Source organism: Dietzia sp. CQ4 (assembly GCF_014145125.1).
Taxonomy (GTDB): domain Bacteria; phylum Actinomycetota; class Actinomycetes; order Mycobacteriales; family Mycobacteriaceae; genus Dietzia; species Dietzia natronolimnaea.
Map to the genome: position 1 here is coordinate 1 of NZ_JAALDZ010000166.1, position 24131 is coordinate 24131.

The 24131-nt window shown below is 71.7% G+C and carries 21 protein-coding genes and 1 tRNA gene; 10 read left to right on the forward strand and 12 right to left on the reverse strand.

Going from position 1 to position 24131, the window contains the following annotated elements:
* Window positions 1-63: 63 nt before the first annotated feature.
* A complete protein-coding gene (locus tag G6031_RS10365; protein ID WP_182653214.1) occupies window positions 64-2172 on the reverse strand; it encodes an ATP-dependent DNA helicase in 2109 nt (702 codons plus the stop codon).
* A 36-nt stretch (window positions 2173-2208) separates the two neighbouring features.
* Window positions 2209-3561, reverse strand: a complete 1353-nt coding sequence (locus G6031_RS10370) for a nicotinate phosphoribosyltransferase (RefSeq protein WP_182653215.1) — start codon at window positions 3559-3561, stop codon at window positions 2209-2211.
* Between the two features lie 110 nt (window positions 3562-3671).
* Between G6031_RS10370 and clpS the strand changes: the two genes are divergently transcribed.
* From clpS to G6031_RS10405, 7 genes are all read left to right on the forward strand, one after another.
* Window positions 3672-3959, forward strand: a complete 288-nt coding sequence (gene clpS / locus G6031_RS10375; protein WP_241730494.1) for an ATP-dependent Clp protease adapter ClpS — start codon at window positions 3672-3674, stop codon at window positions 3957-3959.
* Window positions 3960-3963: 4 nt separating this feature from the next.
* Window positions 3964-4575 (forward strand): DUF2017 domain-containing protein, encoded by a 612-nt coding sequence (locus tag G6031_RS10380; protein ID WP_179524843.1) that lies wholly within the window; start codon window positions 3964-3966, stop codon window positions 4573-4575.
* Between the two features lie 10 nt (window positions 4576-4585).
* Complete coding sequence (locus tag G6031_RS10385) at window positions 4586-5269, forward strand: rhomboid family intramembrane serine protease (RefSeq protein ID WP_179524844.1); 684 nt, start codon at window positions 4586-4588, stop codon at window positions 5267-5269.
* Window positions 5266-6081 (forward strand): glutamate racemase, encoded by an 816-nt coding sequence (gene murI / locus G6031_RS10390; protein ID WP_179524845.1) that lies wholly within the window; start codon window positions 5266-5268, stop codon window positions 6079-6081. The genes G6031_RS10385 and murI overlap by 4 nt, the downstream gene beginning before the upstream one ends.
* Window positions 6082-6163: 82 nt before the next feature.
* The gene (locus G6031_RS10395; protein ID WP_182653216.1) at window positions 6164-6943 is read left to right on the forward strand and encodes an MBL fold metallo-hydrolase; all 780 of its coding nucleotides are present in this window, start codon (window positions 6164-6166) and stop codon (window positions 6941-6943) included.
* 67 nt (window positions 6944-7010) lie between these two features.
* Entirely contained in the window at window positions 7011-7802 is a 792-nt protein-coding gene (rph, locus tag G6031_RS10400) for a ribonuclease PH (RefSeq protein ID WP_182653217.1), read from the forward strand.
* Window positions 7799-8461, forward strand: a complete 663-nt coding sequence (locus G6031_RS10405) for a non-canonical purine NTP pyrophosphatase (RefSeq protein WP_179524848.1) — start codon at window positions 7799-7801, stop codon at window positions 8459-8461. Before rph ends, G6031_RS10405 begins: the two co-directional genes overlap by 4 nt.
* Window positions 8462-8482: 21 nt before the next feature.
* On the opposite strand, the gene G6031_RS10410 is transcribed toward G6031_RS10405, so the two are convergent.
* Both G6031_RS10410 and G6031_RS10415 read right to left on the reverse strand, forming a co-directional pair.
* Window positions 8483-8857 (reverse strand): DUF3817 domain-containing protein, encoded by a 375-nt coding sequence (locus tag G6031_RS10410; protein ID WP_179524849.1) that lies wholly within the window; start codon window positions 8855-8857, stop codon window positions 8483-8485.
* On the reverse strand, window positions 8854-9390 hold the full coding sequence (locus G6031_RS10415) for a hypothetical protein (RefSeq protein WP_179524850.1): 537 nt from the start codon (window positions 9388-9390) through the stop codon (window positions 8854-8856). The genes G6031_RS10410 and G6031_RS10415 overlap by 4 nt, the downstream gene beginning before the upstream one ends.
* Window positions 9391-9448: 58 nt before the next feature.
* Here G6031_RS10415 and G6031_RS10420 point away from each other — a divergent pair.
* Window positions 9449-9530: transfer RNA gene (locus G6031_RS10420), tRNA-Leu, on the forward strand.
* Between the two features lie 16 nt (window positions 9531-9546).
* Here G6031_RS10420 and G6031_RS10425 read toward each other — a convergent pair.
* From G6031_RS10425 to G6031_RS10460, 8 genes are all read right to left on the reverse strand, one after another.
* A complete protein-coding gene (locus tag G6031_RS10425) occupies window positions 9547-9936 on the reverse strand; it encodes a CBS domain-containing protein (protein ID WP_179524858.1) in 390 nt (129 codons plus the stop codon).
* Window positions 9937-9999: 63 nt separating this feature from the next.
* Window positions 10000-10350 carry a transcriptional regulator gene (locus G6031_RS10430; RefSeq protein ID WP_182610538.1) on the reverse strand — a complete coding sequence of 117 codons (351 nt, stop codon included), beginning with the start codon at window positions 10348-10350 and terminating at the stop codon, window positions 10000-10002.
* A complete protein-coding gene (locus tag G6031_RS10435; RefSeq protein WP_182653218.1) occupies window positions 10347-11828 on the reverse strand; it encodes a DUF1538 domain-containing protein in 1482 nt (493 codons plus the stop codon). The genes G6031_RS10430 and G6031_RS10435 overlap by 4 nt, the downstream gene beginning before the upstream one ends.
* Before the next feature lie 158 nt (window positions 11829-11986).
* Complete coding sequence (locus G6031_RS10440) at window positions 11987-12547, reverse strand: gluconokinase, GntK/IdnK-type (RefSeq protein ID WP_347238478.1); 561 nt, start codon at window positions 12545-12547, stop codon at window positions 11987-11989.
* A gap of 28 nt (window positions 12548-12575) precedes the next feature.
* Entirely contained in the window at window positions 12576-13439 is an 864-nt protein-coding gene (locus G6031_RS10445; protein ID WP_179524860.1) for a maleylpyruvate isomerase family mycothiol-dependent enzyme, read from the reverse strand.
* A gap of 48 nt (window positions 13440-13487) precedes the next feature.
* Window positions 13488-14999, reverse strand: coding sequence for an alpha/beta hydrolase (locus G6031_RS10450; protein ID WP_182653219.1), 1512 nt, complete (start codon window positions 14997-14999; stop codon window positions 13488-13490).
* A 167-nt stretch (window positions 15000-15166) separates the two neighbouring features.
* Window positions 15167-15304, reverse strand: a complete 138-nt coding sequence (locus tag G6031_RS10455) for a methionine/alanine import family NSS transporter small subunit (protein ID WP_179524862.1) — start codon at window positions 15302-15304, stop codon at window positions 15167-15169.
* Window positions 15305-15307: 3 nt separating this feature from the next.
* Window positions 15308-16927 carry a sodium-dependent transporter gene (locus tag G6031_RS10460; RefSeq protein WP_182616459.1) on the reverse strand — a complete coding sequence of 540 codons (1620 nt, stop codon included), beginning with the start codon at window positions 16925-16927 and terminating at the stop codon, window positions 15308-15310.
* 170 nt (window positions 16928-17097) lie between these two features.
* Here G6031_RS10460 and G6031_RS10465 point away from each other — a divergent pair, with 170 nt between their 5' ends.
* Window positions 17098-17592, forward strand: a complete 495-nt coding sequence (locus tag G6031_RS10465) for a hypothetical protein (RefSeq protein ID WP_241734092.1) — start codon at window positions 17098-17100, stop codon at window positions 17590-17592.
* Between the two features lie 318 nt (window positions 17593-17910).
* Window positions 17911-24131, forward strand: a 6221-nt coding sequence (locus tag G6031_RS10470; protein WP_182653220.1) for a fatty acid synthase subunit beta domain-containing protein, incomplete at its 3' end; no start/stop codon positions are given.

Sequence of the window (24131 nt, forward strand, 5' to 3'; positions counted from 1 at the left end):
CGCGGCTGGGGGAGCAGGCGCTGGAGCGGCTGCGCGCGCGGCTGGGGGAGCAGGGCGGCGGTCTCAGGCGCCGCGGAGCCGCTCGAGGGCGCCGATCACCACGTCCCGGTCGGTGGTCTGCCAGAACGGTGGCAGAGAGGCCCGGAGATAACCGCCGTAGCGAGCGGTCGCCAACCGGGAGTCGAGGACCGCCACGACGCCCCGGTCGTCGGTACGGCGCAGGAGCCTCCCGACCCCCTGGGCGAGGAGTAGCGCAGCGTGGTTGCCGGCGACGGCGAGGAAGCCGTTGCCACCGCGGGCCCCGACCGCGCGCTGACGCGCCGAGAGCAGGGGGTCGTCCGGCCGCGGGAAGGGGATGCGATCGATCACCACGAGCGAGAGCGACCGCCCGGGAACGTCGACGCCCTGCCACAACGAGAGGGTGCCGACCAGCGTGGTCTCCTCGTCCGCCGCGAACTGCGCCACCAGGTTGGCGGTCGAGTCCTCGCCCTGGCACAGCACCGGGGTGTCGAGCCGCTCGCGCAGCAGCTCTGCGGCCGCCCTGGCCCCGCGCATCGAGGAGAAGAGCCCGAGGGTGCGTCCCCCGGCGGCGGTGACGAGGTCGATCAACTCGTCTCCCGCCTCGGGGGAGGCGCCCTCCCTGCCGGGCGCCGGGAGGTGCGAGGCCACGTAGAGGATGCCGTTGCGGCGGTAGTCGAAGGGCGACCCGGCGTCCAGCCCGGTCCAGCGGAGACTGCCGGCGTCGTCGTCGGATGGCGGTTCCAGGGCGACGGCGGTCGCGGGGTCGGGACGAGCGGACGAGGCCGGCGGAAGGCCCCAGGTGGCCGCCAGACCGTCGAACTTCCCGCCGGTCGTGAGCGTGGCGGAGGTGAGGATCACGGTGGATTCGGCGAACAGCCGCGCCCGGAGCAGCCCTGCCACGGAGAGCGGGGCCACGCGCAGGATCCGGCCGCGGCGGTCCTCCTCGCTCATCCACACGATCTCCAGACGCTCGGTCACCGGGCGCTCGTAGGAGGAGAGCATCCGGTCGGCCGCGTCGGCGACCTCGTCGAGTGCCGCGAGGGTCTTCTGCCGGTCGGAGGCGCCCTGGGGATCGTTCGCGACCTCGCCGGGCTTGGGGCCGGGAACGGCGCTCCGGCAGTTCTCGGTGGTGTGTCGGACCGCGGCCAGCGCGAGGTCGGCGCCCTCGGGCAGGAGGTCCCAGCGTCCTTCGGGACACAGCTCGAGCAGGCTCGCCAGACCCTCGCCCGCCGCCACCATGCGATCGGCGGTCTGCTGATCGACGAGTTTGGCCGCGCGGCGGGCCGCCTGGATCACGGCCGCACCGGTGAGCTCCGCCGTCGTCACGCCGGTCACCCGGTCGGACAGCTCGTGGGCCTCGTCGATCACCACCGCGTCGTGTTCGGGGAGGATGGAGACGTCGGTCATGGCGTCGATCGCGAGCAGGGCGTGGTTGGTCACCACCACGTCTGCGCGTCCCGCCTCCTGCCGGGCCAGTTCGGCAAAGCACTCGGAGAACTCGGGGCACAGCTGCCCCAGGCACTCGCGGCTGGTCACCGACACCTGGCGCCACGCCGCGTCGGACACCCCGCGGGGCAGGTCGTCCCGGTCGCCGGTCTCGGTGTCCTGCGCCCAGTCGTGCAGCCGGGCGATCTCCTGGCCGAGTCGCGAGCCGGGCCCGGAGTCGCGCGGGGAGGCCTCGCGGGGGGTGCGGGCGGCGGTGGATTCGCCACCGATCGGGAGGTCGAACAGCTCCTCGGACACCACCTCGTCGGGATCGGCCTCGTCGACCGGGCCGGACGAGACGCGGTGCAGGCACAGGTAGTTCCCGCGGCCCTTGAGGATCGCGTGTGAGGGGGTGACACCGAGCTGTGGTTTCAGGGCGGCGGCCAACCGGGGGAGGTCGCGGTCCACCAGCTGGTTCTGCAACGCGATCGTGGCGGTGGAGACCACCACCGTCCCCCCGGTCGTCACGGCGTGCCGCAGTGACGGCACCAGGTAGGCCAGCGATTTGCCGGTGCCCGTGCCGGCCTGGACCGCGAGGTGCTCGCCGGTGGACAGGGCGTTGCCCACCGCCTCGGCCATACGGACCTGGCCCGCGCGCTCGCTGCCGCCCAGGCTCTCGACCGCGGTGGCGAGCAGGTCGGAGACGGTCGGGAGCGAGTCGGTCACCCGGTCACCCTATCGGCTGCGTCGGAGGCGGGCGGATCAGCGCCGGGGTCCGGGCGGCACCACCCGCACGGGGACCGCCGGCTCGCCCTCGCTCAGGGCCAGACCCTCCCACGGCAGGGTCACCATCGCGGACTCGTGGAGCGCCCGCGACTCGGCCAGGGTCGGCAGGTCGGCCGCGGTGTCGCCGTCGCGCATGAGGGGGACCATCAGGTCCCGCTGCTCCAGACCCGGGTCGGTCGGCAGGGAACCCGCCCACGGCAGGAGCACCTCCTCGACCGCGGTGCCCGAACGCCGGTGCAGCCGGACCGCGCGCTTGGCGCCCGGCAGGGACTCCTTGTGCGCGGACCGCTTGGCCACCGGTATGCCGTCCACCTCGACGAGCTTGTAGACCATCCCGGCGGTGGGGGCGCCGGAGCCGGTCACCAGCCGGGTTCCCACCCCGTACGCGTCGACGGGTTCGGCCCGCAGGGCCGCTATCGCGTACTCGTCGAGATCTCCGGAGACAACGATCCGGGTCCGGTGGGCGCCCAGGGAGTCCAGCTGGACACGGACCTGGCGGGCGAGCATCCCGAGGTCGCCCGAGTCGATCCGGACGCCCCCCAGCCCGGGCCCGGCCACCTCGATCGCCGTGGCCACGCCGCGGGTGATGTCGTACGTGTCCACCAGCAGGGTGGTGTCCACACCGAGGGTGGCCACCTGGGATCGGAAGGCGGACGCCTCGTCCGGGCCGTCCGGTCCGGTGTGCAGCAGGGTGAACGCGTGCGCGGACGTGCCGGCGGAGGGGACCCCGTGCCGCCGGGTCGCCTCGACGTTGGAGGTGGACGCGAACCCCGTGAGGTACGCCGCGCGGGCCGCCGCCACCGCGGCCTCCTCGTGGGTGCGGCGCGACCCCATCTCGATGATCGGTCGGCCGTCGGCCGCCGCGGTCATGCGCGCGGCGGCGGAGGCGATCGCGCTGTCGTGGTTGAGCACGGACAGGACCAGGGTCTCGAGCAGCACGCACTCGGCGAACCCGCCCCGGATGCTCAGCACCGGGGATCCCGGGAAGAACAGTTCGCCCTCGGGGTACCCGTCGATGTGGCCGGTGAACCGGAAATCCCGCAACCACCCGAGGGTCCGCTCGTCGAGGGAGTCGGCCACCACCGCGAGCTCCTCCTCACCGAAGCGGAAGTCCCGGAGCCGCTCCAGGAGTCGGCCCGTGCCGCCGACGACGCCGTACCGGCGACCCGCCGGGAGCCGTCGGGCGAACACCTCGAACACACAGGGGCGGTCGGCGGTCCCGTCGGCCAGTGCGGCCCGGATCATCGTGAGCTCGTACTTGTCCGTGAGCAGTGCGCTGGACGGACGGCCCGGCGGGTGAGGGGCGCGCGTCGGCGCGGTCGCGGTCACCCGGCTGACTCTACGGCGTGGCCGACCCGGCGGTAATCCGTATCCTTGGCCGTATGCACACCGTGACCACACAGATCGCGGACGACCGGAGCGTCGTCCCCGTGATGGCGATGCCGTCGGCCGCGCCCGTGGAAGCCACGGACACCGAGCTCGACGCCGGGGTGGACAGTCCCTGGCTCACCGTGGTGTGGGACGACCCGGTCAACCTGATGAGCTACGTGACCTTCGTGTTCCAGCGGGTCTTCGGCTACAGCAGGGAGAAGGCGCACGAGCTCATGCTCAAGGTCCACAACGACGGCCGCGCGGTGGTCTCGTCCGGGAGCCGGGACAAGGTGGAGAACGACGTCCGGAAGCTGCAGGAGGCCGGACTGTGGGCCACCATGCAGCGGGAGGTCTGAGCCCGTGAAGGCCTGGCAGCGCAAGTCCTCCCTCACCGGCCCCCGGGTCAAGGCGGTCATGGAGGGTCACGAGGTGCAGATCCTCCACGCCCTGGTGTCCAACATCGTCGACATGCTCGAGCAGCGGCGCGACTCCGCGCCGAGGGACGAGTTGGCTGAGATCACCGGGATGCGCAGCGGCCACTCCGAGCTCCCCGTCGAGGCCCCGCTCGCCCGCCTGCTCCCCGACTTCCACCGGCCCGAGCCGGGTGGGGGATCCGACGCGGACGCCGCCGCGGTGGCCCGCGCACACAACTCGGGCATGCGCATGATCCACGAGCCGGAGATCATCGACGTCAAGCTCGCGGCGGCGTCGACGGTCCTCAGGTCCCTCCCGGCGCGTGGGGGGACGGTCTCGCTCAGCCCCGAGCAGGCACAGGCCTGGATGGGGTGTCTCAACGACGTCAGGCTCGGCCTGGGCGCGTTGCTGCTCGAGGCCGGGGCGGTGGACGGCGTCCCGGCCACCGACATCCCCGAGTTCGTCGCGGAGGACGACCCGAGGTCGGCGCACCTGGACGTCTACCACTGGTTGACCTTCATGCAGGACTCCCTGTGCACCGCTCTGACCGGGAAGTGAGGAGAACACGGTGAATCCAGATCCACGCACGTTCCGGGCGGGGGGCGTCCAGACCGCCCGGCCCGTCCCTCAGGGGCCGCGCCGCTGGCCGGCACTGATCCTGCTCTTCGCGTTCGTCGCACTGATGTGGGTGGTCGAGGCGGCCGACCAGGTCATCCAGGCCACCATCGGGCCCCCGCAGGGACTCGACGGCTACGGGGTGCGTCCGCTCTCGACCGACGGGCTCCCCGGCATCATCTTCCAACCCTTCCTCCACGGGGACTGGGCGCACCTGATCGGCAACTCGATCGCCCTGCTCGTCCTGGGATCGATCATCGCGATGTCCGGGATCCGGCCCCTGATCAGCGTCACGCTCATCTCGTGGCTGGCCTCGGGTGTCGTGTCGTGGGTCCTGGGCGGCACCGGGACCGTGCACATCGGGGCGTCCGGCATCGTGTTCGGCTACATCTTCTACGTGATCGTCCGGGGTCTGTTCTCCCGCCGGTTCCTGCACCTGGTCGTGGGTCTGGTGATCGGCTTCTACTACGGGTTCGAGGCGCTCGCGGGACTGTCCCCGATGCTGGACGGCGTGTCCTGGCAGGGTCACCTCGGCGGGGCCATCGGCGGGGTCCTCTCGGCGTACGGACTCAAACGCGACCGGACGCCACAGGCGGTCACCGCCGGGCAGCGGCGGAACGCCGGTTCGCCGAGGTGACGTCTCCCGATCCACTGGCCCCGGTCGGGGTGTTCGACTCGGGGGCGGGTGGACTCACCGTGGCCCGGGCGATCATGGACCAGCTCCCCGACGAGTCGTTGATCTACGTGGGGGACACGGCCAACGGTCCGTACGGGCCGCTGCCCCTGGCCCGGGTGCGCGAGCACGCCCTGGCGGTCGCGGACTCCCTCGTCGACCGCGGGGTCAAGGCTCTGGTGATCGCGTGCAACACCGCCTCGGCGGCGATGCTGCGGGACGCGCGCGAGCGCTACCCGGTACCGGTGGTGGAGGTGATCCAGCCGGCGGCCAGGCGGGCGGTGGCCACCACGCGCTCGGGCCGCATCGGGGTGATCGCCACGCGCGCCACGGTCGCGTCGCTGGCCTACGACGACGCCGTGGCCGCGGCGGCCGGGGTCCACCTGACCTCGGTGGCGTGCCCGAAGTTCGTCGAGTTCGTGGAGCGCGGGATCACCAGCGGTCGGCAGGTCCTGGGTCTGGCGGAGGCGTACCTCGCGCCGATCCGGGACGCGGACGTGGACACCCTGGTCCTCGGGTGCACCCACTACCCCCTGCTGTCCGGGGTGGTCCAGCTCGCGGTGGGCGATCACGTCACGCTGGTCTCCAGCGCCGAGGAGACCGCCAAGGACGTGCTGCGCGTGCTCACCGCCGCGGACCTGCTGCGCCCCCACGACGCGGCGGATCCGGCGACGCGGGAGTACCTCGTGACCGGTGACCCGGACAGCTTCCGAAGGGTGGCGTCCCGGTTCCTCGGACCCGGTCTCGTGTCGGTCGGCCTCGCGGGGGCGGTGTGATCCCTCCCCGCGGGCCGGTTCCCGGTCGCCCGCCGGGGCACACTCCGGGCGACCTCGCGCCGGCCGTGGCACGATGGTGCCCATGTTTCTGACTGTCCTGGGTTGCTCGGGGAGTATCGGCGGACCCACCTCGCCGGCGTCCGGGTATCTGGTGGAGGTCGAGGGGGTCGCCCCGGTCGTGATCGACATGGGGCCCGGGGTGTTGGGGGCTCTGCAGCGGTACATCGCGCCGGAGGACGCCACGATCCTGTTGTCCCATCTCCACGCCGATCACTGCCTGGACGTCCCGGGCCTGCTGGTGTTGCGGCGCTACGGTCCGGAGGCCGAGCGCGCGGTCCGGGTCCCGCTCATCGGGCCGTCCGGGACCGCGTACCGGATCGGGGTCGCCTCGGCGGAGGAACCGGGGGCGGTGGACGATCTGTCGGACACCTTCGAGGTGGGGTCGTGGGATGTCACGCCCGACGTGGAGATAACGGGCGACGACGGCGAGGTGGGCCTGCGCGTGCGGGCCGACCGGGTGGATCACCCGCCGGAGTCCTACGGGATGCGCCTGACGTCGGAGTCCGGTCGCGTCCTGGCCTACAGCGGTGACACCGCCTACTGCGACTCGCTGGTCGAACTCGCGGCCGGCGCCCACGTGTTCCTCTGCGAGGCCTCGTGGACCCACGAGGAGGGCCGCCCCCCGGGGATCCACATGTCCGGTGCCGAGGCCGGCCGGACCGCCCGACTGGCCGGGGTGGGCCGTCTGGTGCTGACCCACATCCCCCCGTGGACGGACCGCGAGGCCGTGCGCGCCGAGGCCGCCGCGCAGTTCGACGGCGAGGTCCTGTTGGCGGAGCCTGATCTCAGGCTCGAGGTCTGAGCGTCGGGTTCCGGGGCCCGGTGTCCGAGGCCCGGTCTCCGGGTGCCGGCCGCTAGTATCGGCGGGCGTGACCTCATCTACTGACGGCAGAGCAGACGGACGCGCGGACGGCGACCTCCGCGACGTGACCATCACGCGGGGTTTCACCTCGCACCCGGCGGGCTCGGTTCTCGTGACCTTCGGACAGACCCGCGTGATGTGCACGGCGAGTGTGACCGAGGGCGTGCCGCGCTGGCGCAAGGGGTCGGGCCTGGGCTGGCTGACCGCGGAGTACGCGATGCTCCCCGCCGCCACCCACGAGCGCTCGGGGCGCGAGTCGGTGCGGGGCAAGGTGGGTGGCCGCACCCATGAGATCAGCCGGCTGGTCGGCCGGTCGCTGCGCGCGTGCATCGACCTGTCCGCGCTGGGGGAGAACACCATCGCCCTGGACTGTGACGTCCTGCAGGCCGACGGCGGTACCCGGACGGCCGCCATCACCGGGGCCTATGTCGCGCTCGCGGACGCGGTGACCTGGCTCAAGGCGAAGGGTGCCGTCACCGGAAACCCGCTCACGTCCGCGGTGGCGGCCGTGAGCGTCGGCGTGGTGGACGGGCGGGTCCTGTGCGACCTGCCCTACGAGGAGGACTCGCGCGCCGGGGTGGACATGAACGTCGTCTGCACCGACGCCGGGCAGCTCGTCGAGGTCCAGGGGACGGCCGAGGGCGCCGCGTTCGGGCGGGACACCCTCGATGCGATGCTCGACTCCGCGCAGGCCGGCTGCGACAAGCTGTTCGAGTTGCAGCGCGAGGCCCTCGCCGCCCCCTACCCGGGTGAGCTGCCCGCGCCTCCGGCCGCCTGGACCGCGGGGCGCCAGCCGTGACCGTGCGACTGCTGGTCGCGAGCCGGAACGCCAAGAAGCTCGCCGAGCTGCGCCGCGTGCTGGAGTCCGAGGGGATCGTCGGCATCGAGCCGGTCGGCCTGGACGAGGTGCCGGAGTTCCCCGAGGAGCCGGAGGACGGCGCGACGTTCGAGGACAACGCTCTGATCAAGGCGAGATCCGGGTGGAGGGCGACGGGCCTGGCGTGCCTGGCCGACGACTCCGGGCTGGCCGTGGACGCGCTGAACGGGATGCCGGGCGTGCTCTCCGCGCGCTGGGCGGGCCGTCACGGCGACGACGCGGCCAACAACGCGCTCCTGGTGGCGCAGCTGTCTGATGTGCCCGACGACCGCCGTGGCGCGGCCTTCTTCTCCAGCTGCGCCCTGGTGTACTCGGCGGCTGACCCGGCGGTGGACCCGGAAACGTCGACGGAGAATCCGGTCGAGCGGGTCGCGGAGGGGCGGTGGGCCGGACACGTGCTCCGGGATCCGCGCGGCGAGGGCGGGTTCGGCTACGACCCGCTGTTCCTGCCCGAGGGGTCGGACCGCTCCGCGGCGGAACTCACACCGGGGGAGAAGGACGCCGACTCCCACCGCGGCCGGGCCCTGCGGGCGCTCGTGCCGGCGCTCCGGGAGCTCGCCGAGCGCAGCCGGACGGACTGACCGGCTCGGATCGGCGCCGGTTCATACCGCGTATTCGGCCCGGACGTCCCGGGTCCGCTTGTGCTCGAACCAGAACGACAGGAACGGGACCGTCCCGGCCAGGGCGGTCAGCAGGGTGCGGGAGGCGGGCCACCGGGCCTTGATCGCCAGGTCGAGGGTCATGAACAGGTAGAAGATGTAGAAGACACCGTGGGCCTGTCCGATGTAGGTGAACCAGTCGGGAGCGTCCGAGGAGTTCTCCAGGATCAGGTACTTGTAGATCATCTCGACCGTGAGGACCAGCAGCCACACGCCGGTGATCCAGGCCAGGACGCGGTACCGGGCGAGCGCCCCGCGGACCTTGCCGTCGGGATCCGGCTTGCGGTCGTCGGTCTCCGGGGTGGCTGCGACGGTCATGTGGTGTGTCTCTCCTGGTGACGGTCGCCGGCGGCCGCGTCCTGACGGGCCAGCTCGGCGAGGTATGAGTTGTAGGCGTCCAGGGCCTCATCTCCGGTCCGGGCCTCCGCGGCGGGACGCCGGGGCAGAAGATCCGCGGGGATCTCCGTGACGATCTCCTGCCTGCGCGAACCCCGGCGCAGGGGCGGAGCGTCGGGGTGGCCGTCGACCTCGTCGTCGTCACCCTCATCCCCGTCGACACCGGCCGCGGGGAGGGCCGACTCGGCCTCGTCGGCTTCCAGTCGCACGTACTTCAGGTACGCGTAGACCAGGAACCCCGCCAGGAACGGCCACATGAAGGTGTAGCCGAGGTTCTGCACCGTCCCCGTGGCCTCCTGGTAGCGGGCGAGCTGCCAGAACCCCATCCCCAGGCAGAAGATCGAACCCAGGACGACGAACGCGATCCACGAGGGGCGGTGCCTGACCTTGGTCGAGACCGGCGGACCGGAGGCGGGGTCGCCTCCGACCGTGCGGTCGCTCAGGGTGTCGGACACCCCTCCACGATACCGCCGACGGCGCGGTAAGCTCACCTCGCCCGGCACCCCCGGGCGGGCGCCCGTGGCGGAATTGGCAGACGCGCTGGATTTAGGTTCCAGTGTCTACGGACGTGGGAGTTCAAGTCTCCCCGGGCGCACCGCACAGATCGCGGTTCAGTCGAGCTCGTCGATCAGCCGGGCGAGGATGTCGTTCATCGTGAGCAGACCGATGAGGTCGTTGCCGCGGACCACGACCAGGCGGTTGAGGTGGAACCGGCTCATCATGGCCGCGGCCTGGTTCACCGACAGGTCCTCTCCCACGGTGATGGCGGGCTTGACGGCGGCGTCGTAGACGTTGAGCAGGTCCACGTCGCCCTCCTCGACGACGATGGCGCGCAGCAGCTCGTTGTAGCTGAGCAGGCCGTAAGCATCGTGGGGGTGCTGGCGGTCGACCACGAGGCTCTTGACCCTGTGGGAACGCATCATCGACAGCGCCTCGCGCAGGGTGGCGTAGGGGGAGATGGTGATCACCTCGGGCACCATGACCTGTTGGACGGTGAGCATTGGGGGTCCTCCTGGGTTGTACGGGCGGGATGGGGCGTGCGCGGGGGAGCGGGTGGGCGTGGTTCAGGTGTTCTCCCGGCGCATGTACTCCTCGAACTTCACCAGCTGCCGGGGGTCGATCCCGGTGAGGTGCTCGATGGGGACGTTGAAGGCGATGCCGTGGGAGTTGTCCCCGTCGACCAGGATCTCGTGCAGGGATTTGAGGATCGGGGTGGCCAGGTGGGTGCCCACGACCATGAGCAGGACCGACTGGGAGCCCTCGAACGTCAGGCCGAAGAAGGTCTTCTTCTGCTGCGCACCGATGCCCTTGCCCTCCAGGATCGTCACCCCGGTCGCCCCGGCACGTTGCGCGACCTCGATGGCGGTGTCCTCCAGTTCCGGGGGGGCGATCACTACGACGGCCGTGAATTTCATGTCGATTCCTTCCGCAGTCGGGGGACTCTCTCGAGGGCGATGGCATAGAGCAGGACGGAGATGATCGGGAAGATCGAGGCGAAGGCGATGAGGCCGAAGCCGTCGAGCAGCGCGCTGCGGCCGTCGATGGCGCTGGCCAGTCCGATGCCCAGGGCGGTGACCAGCGGCACGGTGACCTCGGACGTGGTGACCCCGCCGAGGTCGAAGGCCAGGGCGACGATGTACTTCGGGGCCAGGACAACCAGGACGATGACCACGGCGTAGGAGACCATGATGAAGTAGTGCAGCGGCCCGCCGGACAGGATGCGGTACACCCCCAGCGCGATTCCGACCGCCACCCCCGTGGCCACGACCAGGCGGATGGCGGTGGCGTTGATCCCGGCCGGCGAGACGTTCTCGGCCTGGTCGGCGATGGCCACCAGGGCCGGCTCGGCCATGGTGGTGGCGAACCCGATGAGCAGGGCGAACAGCAGGATCAGCGCCGGCACGCCGCGGTCGATGAGCTGCTCGGCCATCTGCGTGCCCAGCGGGAAGAGCCCCATCTTCAGGCCCACCACGAAGGCGTAGAGCCCCACCAGGACCATGACGAACCCCACGGCCACGCGCAGCGGGTGGGACAGCTTGCGGCGCAGCGCGACGTACTGGAAGAACAGGACGACGATCACCATGGGCGCCACGTCGCGGACCATCTCCGCCAGACCCACCACGTGCTCCAGCCAGAGCGGGGTGGAGCCCTGGTCCGACCCCGTGGTGGGCGTACCTCCGCCACCGCCGAAGGTGTAGACCCACATCCCGTAGAGCTGCACCCCGATCATCGGGACCATCACACACAGCGCGACCAGGCCGAAGCCGTCCGTGAGCGCGCTGCGGCCCCGGATCGAGTTGGCCAACCCGATCCCGATCGCGGCGATCAACGGCACGGTCACGACGTTGGTGGTCACCCCGCCGGAGTCGAAGGCCAGGCCCACGATCTCCGGCGGGGCCACGAACGTGGCCACCAGGACCACCACGTAACCGCCGATGAGGATCCGGTGGACCGCCCACCCCCGCAGCACGCGCAGGATCCCCAGGACCAGGACGAGACCCACGGACACGGCGATCACGACCCGCAGCACGACGCCGTCGATCCGGCCCTCGCTGATCAGTTCGGCCTGTTCCGCCACCGCGATCAGGGCCGGTTCGGCCACGACCGCGGCGAATCCGATGGCGAAGCCGAAGGTGAGCAGCAGCCCCAGGGCCCCGCGGCGGGTGAACTGGTTGGCGAGGTTCTTGCCCACCGGGAACACGCTCAGGTCCAGGCCCTGGAGGAACAGGGCGATCCCCACCCCCACGATGAGCAGACCGGCGACCAGCTGTAGCGGGTCCTCGGGCATCCGGCGGAAGACGAGCAGCTGGAAGGCCACCACCACGGCTACGATGGGCAACAGGTTCCTCAGGGCATTCCGGAACTCCTGGGCGAAGTGTCGGAGATGCTCCATGGAGGCTGGGGTCCTCTTCCGGGGTCGGGTCGACAGGCGGCCTGGCTCCCAGTCTGACGTACGACCACCGGGGCGTCCACGGAACGGTCGCGGGACCGTGGTCGGTCCACCGGGTCGGTGCGACCTCACCGCCGACTCACCGCGGACTCACCGCCGGCTCACCGACGACGGTCCTTCCGGAGCGCGGCGAGGGCCCTGTCGGCGATCTCCTCGACCGGAAGCGCGATCGGGCAGGTGATCCCGTCCTCGTCCGGGCCCAGGGACTCCAGGGTGGCCAGCTGCGATTCGAGGATCCGGTGGGATGCGAAGTGCCCGCGTCGAGCGGCGAGGCGGGCGGCGAGGAGCTCCGGGTCGGCGCCGAGTTCGACGAAGAACACCGGCCGGTCGACGTCCCGGAGGACGTCGCGGTAGGCGCGGCGCAGTGCCGAACACGCGACGACGACGCCGGGGTCCGGGCCGGTGCGGGCCCCCTCCCGTTCCCGCTCCCGCATCCTGTCCCGGACCGCGTCGAGCCACGGCCCGCGGTCGAGGTCGGTGAGCGGCTCGCCGGCGCCCAGCTTCCGGCGGTTGGCGGGGGGATGCAGGTCGTCGGCGTCGAGGAACAGGGCACCCGTCCGCTCGGCGATCGCGCGGGCGACGGTCGACTTACCGGCCCCGGACACCCCCATCACCACGATGTGCGCAACGGCCGCGGGCAACGGCTCTGCCCGATTCGGCACCGGCCCCGTCGGAGTCGCCACGGGCCTGTCAGATGGTGAAGGCCATCGACCCGAGGATCTTCCTGCCCAGGTCCTCGTCGCCACTGATCTCCACGCCGTTGCCGGGTTCGGCGGTGATTCTGCCGGTCGCCGCACGGACGAAGGTCGGGGTGTCGAACACCAGCTCGACCGTGGTCCGCGCGGAGTCGTCGACGTCCACGAGTCCCGCCCGGCCGGCGACCATCACGTCGACGGCCATCGGGAGATCGGTGTCGGACTCACCCGTGACCCGGAACCGGACGCGGGCGCCGTCCGGGGCGCCGGCCTTCTTGCCCACGGTCCGGGGGAGGGAGCGCACGATCTCGTCGAGGGCGAACCGCCCCGGGCCGCTGCCGAGGTGGTGTTGCATGCCGAGGGCGTGGCGGATGTCGTCCTCGTGGATCCAGCAGTCGAAGACGCGCACGCCCATGAAGCGACGGAACGGGACGCGACCGACGGGGGAGTCGGACTCGGCCTCGAACTGCTGCGGGGTCATCTCGGCGAGCTGTCCCGTGCGCTCGGCCACCGCCTCCCGGAAGTCCGCGAACGCGTCCTCGACCGCCAGCGGACGGGCCTCCTGCACGAACTTCTCGTTGAGCTCCCCGATGGGGTTGCGGACGTACTCGTCTGCCGAGGGCGGGAGGTCGACGTCCGGTACCGGTTCGCCCGAGAGCAGGTGCTCCGTTCCGGCGATGTGCGCCACCACGTCGCGGACGGTCCATCCGGGGAGGGCCGTGGGTGCGGCCCAGTCGTCTCTCTTCAGTCCCGCGAGGAGCTCGTCGAGGCGCTTCCATTGCTGGATCAGGTGGCGCACCTCGACGGGTGCGCTGCCGGTGGGTTCTGTGGTGGTGGCGTCGCGGCCCTCGGTCTCCATGGTCACCAGGCTACTGCCGCGGTGGGGACGGACCCGGCCACTTGACCGTCAGCGTCCCGCGGCGGACCCCGCGAGGACGACACCGGTCATGAAGTCGTGGAATCGCGACGGCTCGTCCAGATGCGGGGTGTGTCCGGATCGGGGGAAGACCACCAACTCCTTGACCGGGGCGTCCAGCACCTCGAACCACTCCCGGGCGAGGTCGGAGCGGCCCGGGGATTCGAACTCGCCGAGCACCACGAACACCGGGACGTCCAACCGGGGGACGTCCCGGCGGAAGTCGATGTCCTGCAGTTGCGGGTAGAGGACCGAGAAGGTGTCGATGATCCCGCCCATGCCGCGGATCTGTTCGGTGAGGGTGTACTCCGGGGCCAACAGGCTGGCGGGGTACGCCGACGCCGGGTCGTAGTCCTGTCCGTGCGGGAACTCCCGGTACTCGGGATTGGTGGACAGGGCGTCCGGGTAGGCCAGCATGTCCTCGTAGGGGGGTGGGCCGTTGTCCCGCAGGCGCCGGGCGAAGTCGTCCTGGCCGGCCCGCTCGGCCCAGTCCAGGGTCTCGGCGTACATCCTGCGGTCGGTCTCCTGCTGGTCGACCATCTGCCCGGTGCCGATGAACGCGTGGTACTTCTCCGGTGCGCGCTGCGCGGCGAGCACTCCCAGGGTGGAGCCCCAGGAACTGCCCACCAGATAGATGCGCTCCTGCCCGAACCGCTCCCGCAGGTGGTCGGTGACCTCGAGCGTGTCGGAGATCATCTGCTCGACAGTCAGTGTGTCCGTCGGTTCCAGCGCGGACAGGGACTTGCCGGTCCCGCGCTGATCCCACACGGCCAGAACGAAGTCCTCCTCCAGGGGCTCTCCGGAGGCCCTCATCGCCCCGATGGCCGTGCCGCCGGGCCCGCCCTCCAGGAACAGCAGCACAGGGGCGTCGCGGTCGTGGCCCCGGAGCATCACCGCCTGCTCGTGACCGCCGACCGGGAGGGTGATCAGCTCGGCCACACTGGTCGGTAGTTCGCGTCCGTCGGGTCCGCTGATCGGGGCGGTCGACGCCGGGCGGAGCAGGGCGACGGCGAGGACGACCACGGGCAGGGTCACCAGGACCGCTCCGAGTGCACGGAGTCGCCGGCTCGCCACCGACCGCCGGGGCCCGGTGACGGCGCGTCGCCTACGGCCGGCCGCGGCCCCCCACAGGGCGCCGACCGCCAGGGGGAGGCCCATCACCAGCAGGTCGAAGCCCCGCCCGACCACCAGTGCCATCGCCCCGTAGATGCTGCCGAGGTAGACCGCGTCGACAGTGGGCCCCTGCGCCGGGATCCGTGCCAGTTCGAAGGCGGTCAGGAAGGCGACCGGTGCCACGAGAGTGACCCAGCGGGTGGCGGAGAAAGCGCCTGCCGCGGCGCCGAGTCCGAGGCAGACGAGCAGCATCGTCACGGAGTGGACTGTGGTGACCGGGCCGCGGGGCAGGACCACGCCCGTCACGAGACCGGCCACGGCGATCGCTGCCGCGACCGCGGCGAGGACGAGCCACAGGGGTCGGTTCGAAGGTCGAGGAGGAGGAGTCATCGCGGGTCCCGGTCGGTCGATCGTGCGAAAATAGCAGATCAGACGTGCCCGGAAGGGCTGTTCGGAACACGAAGAGGTCACGGGTCCGGTCGCCTCGACGACCCCGGCCCCGGCGCCGCTGTGGTGTGCGGACGCCGGGGCCGGCGATCAGGTCGTGCGGCGCGAGGTCAGAGTTCGCGCGCGGGACGGGCTGTGGCCCCCTCCGGGTCGTCGGGGTGACCGACGTAGTGCACGATGCTGGCGACGAGTCCGCCCCAGATCACGAGCAGGAACAGCACCATCATGATGATCGCGGGAGCGTCCATGGCTCAGGCCTCCTTGGGCGTGTGGGTGGGAGCCGGGTTCTCGTCGGGACGGGTGAGTCCCTCCTCGTAGCTGTAGTCGCTCGGGTCGTCGTCGACGCTCGGCGGCCCGTCGAGCTGGCGGGCCCCCCGCCAGGGCAGGGCCGACAGGACGATCGACAGGACGAGGATGGTCCCGATCATGCCCCAGCCCCAGACGCCCAGGATGGCGGCGTCGTATCCCTCGTAGGGCTCGGAGACGAGGGACATGATCTCGCGGATCAGGGCGTAACCCAGGACGATCGGCGTGATGACCGCCAGGCAGACGATCCAGAACGTGCCGACCTTCCACGAGGACACCGAGTTGAGGTGGTCGCGCAGTGTGGGGGCCAGCCGCATCACGAAGATCACCACGATGAGGGCGATGAGGGTGATGCCGACGATGCCGAGGCTGTTGACGAACTTGTCCATCACATCGAGGTTCTGCAGCCCGGTCTCGGTGGGCATGAGCAGGATCGAGGCGACCGCCATCGGGATGCCCACGGCCAGCACCGAGACGGTGCGGCTGCTGCCCATCTTGTCCTGGAAGGACGAGATGACCACCTGGACGATCGAGATGAGCGAGGTGATGCCGGCCAGGATGAGGCAGATGAAGAAGACCACGCCCCAGATGGGGCCGCCGGGCATCTGCGAGATCAGAGCCGGGAAGGCGATGAACGCCAGACCCGGACCGCCGCCGACGTCCTCCCAGCCCGCGCCCGCCGACGTGGAGACGAGGAAGCCGAGCGTGGCGAACACGCCGATGCCCGCGAGGACCTCGAAGGCGGAGTTGGAGAAGCCCACGACCAGGCCGGAGCTCGTGAGGTTGGACTTGCGCTTGAGGTAGGACGAGTAGGTGAGCATGATGCCGAAGCCGACCGAGAGGGAGAAGAAGATCTGACCGTAGGCCGCGATCCACACGCTCGGCTCGGTGAGCACGCCCCAGTCCGGGGTGAAGAAGTTGTTGAGGCCGTCCATCGCGCCGTCGAGGAAGAGCGAACGTACGACGAGGGCGGCGAAGAGTGCCACCAGGAGCGGGACGAAGAGCAGCGCGGTCCGGCCGATGCCGTTCTGGACGCCCGCGAGCAGGACCCCGAGCGTGACGATCCACACGACCACCAGGACGAGCGCGATGCCCGGGACGAAGTCGATCCCGAACCCGCTGCCGGCGCGGAGGAAGTCCTCGGCGAAGAACGTGGCCGACTCCTCGTACGTCTGCCCCCAGCGTTCGTCGACGGAGAACCACGCGTAGCAGGCCGCCCAGGCGATGATCACCGCGTAGTAGACCGCGATGACGAAGGACACCAGGACCTGGATCCAGCCGATCGGCTCGGCGAAGCGGTTCATCCGTCGGAAGCTCAGGGGGGCGGAACCGCGGAAGCGGTGCCCGATGGCGTAGTCGAAGAACAGCAGCGGGAGACCCGCGGTGAGCAGTGCCACGAGGTAGGGGAGCAGGAAGGCGCCGCCACCGTTGTCGTACGCGACGAAGGGGAAACGCCAGATGTTGCCGAGGCCGACGGCGGAGCCGATGGCGGCGAAGACGAAGACGGAGCGACGGGAGAATGTCTCTCTCGGTGTCACCCCACCTTGGGTGGGCGGGCTGGTCATGGTCGGCTCCTTGTCGGGCGATCGGGCGGCGGATCCGCCGGGTGTGACGGAACGAAGATAGGTGTGGTCCCCACAACTCCCAACATCTAGTCGGCGGGTTGGGGTTTTGGTGACCATTTCGACGCATTCGTGGCACCTGATCGTGTTACTGGCGGGACTACAGTGACTTCATGAGGACAATGCAGGTGAGACGGAGAGCGGGACGCGCGCTGGCCGCGGTCGCGCTCGTGGCGTCTATGGCGGGGGTGTCCACCCTCGTCGCCACCCCGACGTCGGCAGCCCCCGTGCCCTCTCCCGCCGAGGTGGTCCGCGAGACCGGGTCGTGGTTCGCGCACGGGTACACCCTCGACCTGCGCGCGGACGGGACGGGGATGCTGGCGGCCTGGGTCGGCGCGTTCGACGGCACCAGGGTGCAGGTGCGTCTGATCCCCGCTCCGGGTCCGGCGACGGTCGCCGAGGTGACCGCCGTCGAGACGGTCGGACGAGGGGGGCTGGCGCCCGACGAGCAACCGGGGATCGGCGGACTGGTCACGATCGCCGTCGGCGACGAGGTCCGGACGGCCCACGTCGAGTGGTCGTCCGGGCCGCGCCGTCTGGCCGTCGACCTGTGCCCCACCGAGGGTCTCGACGCCGAGATGATGGCCGTTCTCCGGTGCGGCGCCTGACGGCTGTGCCGGGGTGTGGGAGGCGACGGCGACACGCCGTCGTCTGGCGGATCACCCCTGAGAACGAGATAACGATTCGGTAACATGGATACCCCGAAACCTGAGGTGCCCCTCACCTGTGTATATGAGGGAACCATCAGCTCCGTATTGTGATCGGGCTCACGCGTCGGCCCCCTCGGCTAACCCCCGAACGGACGGCCGTACCCCCTCAAGCTGAGGGCTCCCTCAACTTCCTGTGGCAGTCTGTGCCCTGCGTCGGACCAGCAACTGGTCTCGGCGTGGAGATGTCCCAGACGAAGTTGCCAAGGAGTTCCACACGTGACGATCGACGACCGCGACCTCACACCCCGCCCGCTCGAGACCGGACACGCGGCCCGCCGCCAGGCCCGCGCGCTCGCGGACGACCTGCGTGAGGGCACCGCCTACGCCCTCGCCTTCGGGGGACAGGGGATCGCGTGGCGCGACGCGTTGAGCGACCTCATCGACGGCACCGGGATCGGTCCCGAACTGCAGGACCTCGTCGACTCCTCCGTCGCCCTCACCGAGCCGGTCCACGACGAGATCGCGGTGGTCCGGCCCCACGGCTTCCGCCCCATCGAGTGGGCCAACACCACCACCGGCGAGGACGAGGACCACGGTGACCTCCCCGACGAGGCGTCGCTCTCCTCCGCCGCCGTCTCCCTGCCGGCCGTCCTGCTCACCCAGGTGGGCGCCGTCCGCGCGCTCGCCGCCGAGGGCTTCGACGTCAACGACACCGCCCCCGCCGCCGTGGTCGGACACTCCCAGGGCATCCTCGCCGTGGAATCGGTCGAGACCTTCGGGTCGATCGACGACCGCCTCCTGGCGATGGCCGAGCTCATCGGCGCCGCCGCCACCCTGATCGGACGCCGCACGGGCCTGTTCCGCCGTGGCGAGGCCAGCCCCATGGTCGGCGTGTCGGGCATCGACGGCGCGCGACTGCGCGCCCTCGTCGACGAGGTCTTCTCCGCGGTCGACCCCGCACTGCGGCCGACCGTCTCCATCCGCAACGCGCAGCGCCGTCACGTCGTGGTGGGCCGTCCGGACGATCTCGAGGACCTGCGCCGTCACTGCGCGGACCTCGAGGCCGAGTCCCGCCGCCGTCGCGAGGCCAAGCTCACCGGCGGCGAGGTCTTCGCCCCCGTCTTCGACCCCCTCGAGGTGGAGGTCGGTTTCCACCATCCCGCGATGGCCCCCGCGGTGGACATCGTGTCCGACTGGGCGGCCCGTTGTGGCCTGGACGCCGACCGCGCGGCCGCGTTGGCCCGCCAGGTCTTCGCCGAGCCCGTCGACTGGGTCGAGGAGATGGCCGAGACCCTGCACTCCGGCGCGGAGTGGATCCTCGACATGGGCCCGGGCGAGGCCCTGACCCGCCTCAACCGCTCGGTGGTCCGCGGCCAGGGCGTCGGTGTGGTCGCCGCCGCCACCCGCGGCGGGCTGCGCAACCTCTTCACGCCGGGTGCCACCCCGTCGATCGAGCGCCCGTGGACGGCGTACCAGCCCCAGCTCATCACCCTGCCCGACGGCAGCGTGCACGTGGAGACGTCGTTCACCCGCCTCACCGGCTGCTCGCCGATCCTGCTGGCCGGGATGACCCCGACCACCGTGGACCCCGAGATCGTCGCGGCCGCGGCCAACGCCGGCCACTGGGCCGAGCTCGCCGGCGGTGGTCAGGTGACCGAGCCGATCTTCGCCGAGAACACCCAGCGCCTCACCGAGCTCCTCGAGCCCGGCCGCAGCGCGCAGTTCAACTCCCTGTTCCTCGACCCGTACCTGTGGAAGCTGCAGGTCGGCGGTAAGCGACTGGTCCAGAAGGCCCGCGCCGCGGGCGTCCCGTTCGACGGCGTGATCGTCACCGCCGGCATCCCCGAGCTGGACGAGTCCGTGGCCCTCATCGAGGAGCTCACCGAGGCGGGACTGCGCCACGTGAGCTTCAAGCCGGGCACAGTTGCGCAGATCCGCCAGGTCGTGCGGATCGCCGCCGAGGTACCCCATATGCCCGTGATCGTGCAGGTCGAGGGCGGGCGCGCGGGCGGCCACCACTCCTGGGAGGACCTCGACGCCCTCCTGCTGGCCACCTACCCGATGCTGCGCGACCGGCCCAACGTGGTCCTGTGCGTCGGCGGCGGGATCGGCACCCCGGAGCGGGCCGCCGACTACCTCACCGGATCCTGGGCCAACGCCCACGGCTACCCGGCCATGCCCGTCGACGGCATCCTCGTGGGCACCGCCGCCATGGCGACGCTCGAGGCCACCACCAGCCCGCAGGTCAAGCAGCTCCTCGTGGACACCGTCGGCGTGGACCACTGGGTGGGCGCCGGCCAGGCCGAGGGCGGGATGGCCTCCGGCCGCAGCCAGCTCGGCGCGGACATCCACGAGATCGACAACACGGCCGCCCGCACGGGGCGACTGCTGGACGAGGTCGCCGGCGACGCCGAGGCCGTGGCCGCGCGGCGCGACGAGATCATCGCCGCGATCAACGGCACCGCCAAGCCGTACTTCGGTGACCTCGACACCATGACCTACGAGCAGTGGCTGCGCAGGTTCGCCGAGCTGTCGCTCGCCTCCGCACCTGCCGCCGGCACCGCCTCCGAGGCGACCGCCGACAGTGCCCGCTCGGTCTGGCTCGACCCCACCATCCGTGAGCGCTTCCACCGCATGGTGCAGCGCACCGAGGCCCGGCTGGACGCCGCGGACTCCGGTCGGATCCTCTCGGCCTTCCCCCGCGTCGAGGCGATGGAGCGCCCCACCGAGGTCGTCGACGCACTCGCCGCCCGCTACCCGGACCTGGCCACCGCGACCCTCCACCCCGCCGACGCCGCCGAGTTCCTCGACATCTGTCGCATGCCGGGTAAGCCCGTCCCGTTCGTCCCCGTCATCGACGGCGACGTCCGTCGCTGGTGGCGCTCGGACTCGCTGTGGCAGGCCCATGACGCCCGCTACAGCGCCGACGCCGTGTGCGTCATCCCCGGCACCACCGCCGTCGCCGGGATCACCCGGGTCGACGAGCCGGTCGGCGAGCTGCTCGACCGGTTCGAGTCCGCCACCGTCGACCGCGTCCGCGGTTACCTGCCCACCACGGAGGCAGTGAGCAGCCGCCGCCGCGGCACCTTGACCACCGAGCAGGGCCCGGTCGCCGACGTGCTCAACGCCCCCGACGTCTCGTGGGCGGGCCGCCTCGTGGTGAGCCCTGTCCACCGTCTCGGCGTCCTGCACGCCTGGGAGATCGACTCGAACGGCATCGGCCACCACCCGGTCTCCGGCGCGGTGCTGACCCCGGCCGCGGACGGGCGCACCGTCGACCTGACCCTGCCCATCGGTCCGACCGAGATGACCATCACGATCACCCTGGGTGACTCCGTGGCCACGGGCGCCGCACCGGTCGTCACCGACGCCGCCGCGGAAGCCGCCATGCGCACCCTTCTGAGCACCGCAGCCGGCGTGGGCCGTGGCGGAGCCGGAGGGACCGCGATCGAGGCCCTGCCCGAGGTCGCCGATGGTGTCGCCACCGCCCGGTTCACCTTCGAGCCCACCCTCGCCTCCGACCACACCGGCGTCACCGCCGGCAGCCTGCCCACCCCGCTCATCACCTCGGACGGCGTCCCGGACGCCCTCGTGGGTGCGGCGTGGCCGGCCGTGTTCGCGGTCCTCGGGCAGGCGCGTCGCCCGCGCGGCGCCGGAACCGTGGTCGAGGGCCTGCTGGACCTGGTCCATCTGGACCACGGGGTCCGCATGCACTCCGCGCTCCCCGAGCGGTCGACCGACCTCGTCGTCGTCGCCCGGTCGGGAGACGTCCGCGACACCGACCTCGGACGTGTCGTCGAGGTGTCGGTCGAGGTCGCCTCGGTCTCCGCCGACGGCTCGCAGTCCCCGCTGTGCACCCTCTCGGAGCGGTTCGCGATCCGTGGCCGCACCGGTGGTGCCGAGGTGGGCGATCCCCGCCCCGCCGGAGGTGCCCTGGTCAACCCCGAGGGCGCGTCGGTCACCCCGGCCGAGACGAGCCGCCAGCAGCGGGTGTCCACCTCGCTCATCGCGCCGCACGACATGACCGCCTTCGCGCTGGTCTCCGGCGACCACAACCCCATCCACGTCTCCGACACCGCGGCCGACCTCGCCGGCCTGGGCGGCGTGATCGTCCACGGGATGTGGCTCTCGGCCGCCGCGCAGCACGCGGTCCAGGCCTCGGACGGGAAGACCCCCGCCCTGCGGATCGCCGGCTGGACCGCCCGTATGCTCGCCCCGGTCCGACCGGGCGACCACATCAAGGTCCGTGCCGTCCAGACCGGCCGTCTCGCCGGCGGCCAGGTCCTCGAGGTCACGTGCACGGTCGACGGTGCCACCGTCATGGCCGCCACCGCCCTGACCGAGGCCCCGCGCACCGTCTACGCCTTCCCCGGCCAGGGCATCCAGGCCAAGGGGATGGGCATGGAGGGACGCACCCGCTGCCCGGCCGCCCGCGAGATCTGGGACCGCGCCGACGCGCACACCCGCGAGGCCCTCGGCTTCTCCATCCTCGCGCTGGTCCGTGAGAACCCGACCGAGGTGACCGTCCGTGGCACCGTCCACCGGCATCCCGACGGCGTGCTCTACCTCACCCAGTTCACCCAGGTCGCCATGGCGTGCCTCGCGGTGGCGCAGCGCGCCGAGCTCGAGGCCGACGGGTTGTTCATCGACGGTGCCTACTTCGCCGGCCACTCGATCGGCGAGTACGACGCTCTGGCGGCCATCTCCGGCACGCTCGAGCTCGAGCCGCTGCTGGAGATCGTCTTCCAGCGCGGAGCGACCATGCACGAGCTGGTCCCGCGCGATTCCGAGGGCCGGTCCGACTACCGGATGGCCGCGATCCGGCCGTCGCAGATGGGCATCGGCGACGACGAGGTCGTGGACTGGGTGGCCGCCGTGGCCGAGGACTCGGGTGAGTTCATCGAGATCGTCAACTACAACCTCGCGGGATCCCAGTACGCGCTGGCCGGCACCGTCGCCGGCTGCAAGGCGCTGGAGAAGGCCGTCGAGCGTGAGCTCGAGCGGTCCGGGGGCAAGAACGCCTTCATCCTGGTGCCGGGCATCGACGTGCCCTTCCACTCCACCGTCCTGCGCGGCGGCGTCCCGGACTTCCGGGCCACCCTCGACGCGCTGATCCCGCACGACATCGACATCTCGGTGCTCGTGGGCCGCTACATCCCCAACCTGGTCCCGCGCCTGTTCAGCCTCGAGCGTGACTTCGTGCAGGAGATCGCCGACCTCGTGCCGGCCGACTCCCTCGCCGACGTCCTGGCCGACTGGGACTCCTGGTCCGCCACCCCGACGCGTCTGGGACGCCTCCTCCTGGTCGAGCTGCTGGCCTGGCAGTTCGCCAGCCCGGTCCGCTGGATCGAGACCCAGGAGCTGCTCTTCACGCCCGTGGAGCGCGGCGGACTCGGCATCGAGTGCTTCGTCGAGGTCGGTGTGGCGAACGCCCCGACCGTGGCGAACCTCGCCTCCAAGACCCTCGACCTGCCCACGCACCGGGGCCCCCGCGCCCTGGTACTCAACGTCGAGCGCGACTCGGCGGCGTTGTACGGCACCCTGCCGCCCAGCGTGGAGGTCGACGACGACGACTCGGTGGACGCCACCGAGTCCACCACCCCGGCCGCCGACCAGGCGGCCCCCACAGACCCCGCACCGGCCGTCAACACCCCCGGCACGGCCGGTGCGGACCGATCCACCACCCCGGCGGCAGCCGAGGCCGCCCCCGGCGCACCCCGCCCGGACGACCTGGAATTCGGCGCCCCCGCGGCCACCCGCATGCTGGTGGCGCTGCGCACCAAGGTCCGTCCCGAGCAGATCGCGCCCGGTGACTCCATCGAGACGTTGTGTGACGGCGTCTCCTCGCGCCGCAACCAGCTGCTGCTGGACCTGGGCACGGAGCTGAGCCTGGGCGCCATCGACGGCGCGGCCGAGGCGGACTTCCCGACCCTGTCCGACCAGGTCTCGCGCCTGGCCCGCGGCTACTCGCCCTTCGGCCCCGTCCTGTCCGACGCGGTCGGCGAGGCGCTGCGTGCGGTCCTTGGCCGCACCGGTAAGCGGGCCGCGTACATCACCGAGCGCGTCACCGGCCCCTGGGAGCTCGGGACCGGCTGGGCCCAGCACGTCACCGCCGAGATCGCCCTCGGTACCCGCGACGGCGCCTCGATCCGCGGCGGCGACCTGGCGACGCTCGACGCCTCGGGCGTCAAGGACGTGGCCGGGCTGGACGAGCTCATCGACGCGGCCGTCCGCTCGGTCGGAGCGGCCAACGGCGTGGCCGTGGCCATGCCGTCCTCCGGAGCCGGCGGCGGCGGGGTCGTCGACTCCGCGGCACTGACCGAGTTCGCCGACGAGATCACCGGGACCGACGGCGTCCTGGCCCGGGCCGCGCGTGGCGTGCTCACCCGTCTGGGGCATCTCGAGCCCGAGGCCGTGGACCTGCTCGCCGAGGCCGACCCCGACACCGAGCTCGCCGACCTGGTGGCCGCCGAGCTGGGCGCCGACTGGCGCCGCGT

Coding starts and splice junctions, on each gene's coding strand:
- clpS (WP_241730494.1), top strand. CDS start 3,672: ATGCCGTCGGCCGCGCCCGTGGAAGCCACGGACACCGAGCTCGACGCC.
- G6031_RS10395 (WP_182653216.1), top strand. CDS start 6,164: ATGTTTCTGACTGTCCTGGGTTGCTCGGGGAGTATCGGCGGACCCACC.
- G6031_RS10410 (WP_179524849.1), bottom strand. CDS start 8,857: ATGACCGTCGCAGCCACCCCGGAGACCGACGACCGCAAGCCGGATCCC.
- G6031_RS10425 (WP_179524858.1), bottom strand. CDS start 9,936: ATGCTCACCGTCCAACAGGTCATGGTGCCCGAGGTGATCACCATCTCC.
- G6031_RS10430 (WP_182610538.1), bottom strand. CDS start 10,350: ATGAAATTCACGGCCGTCGTAGTGATCGCCCCCCCGGAACTGGAGGAC.
- G6031_RS10435 (WP_182653218.1), bottom strand. CDS start 11,828: ATGGAGCATCTCCGACACTTCGCCCAGGAGTTCCGGAATGCCCTGAGG.
- G6031_RS10445 (WP_179524860.1), bottom strand. CDS start 13,439: ATGGAGACCGAGGGCCGCGACGCCACCACCACAGAACCCACCGGCAGC.
- G6031_RS10450 (WP_182653219.1), bottom strand. CDS start 14,999: ATGACTCCTCCTCCTCGACCTTCGAACCGACCCCTGTGGCTCGTCCTC.
- G6031_RS10455 (WP_179524862.1), bottom strand. CDS start 15,304: ATGGACGCTCCCGCGATCATCATGATGGTGCTGTTCCTGCTCGTGATC.
- G6031_RS10460 (WP_182616459.1), bottom strand. CDS start 16,927: ATGACCAGCCCGCCCACCCAAGGTGGGGTGACACCGAGAGAGACATTC.
- G6031_RS10465 (WP_241734092.1), top strand. CDS start 17,098: ATGAGGACAATGCAGGTGAGACGGAGAGCGGGACGCGCGCTGGCCGCG.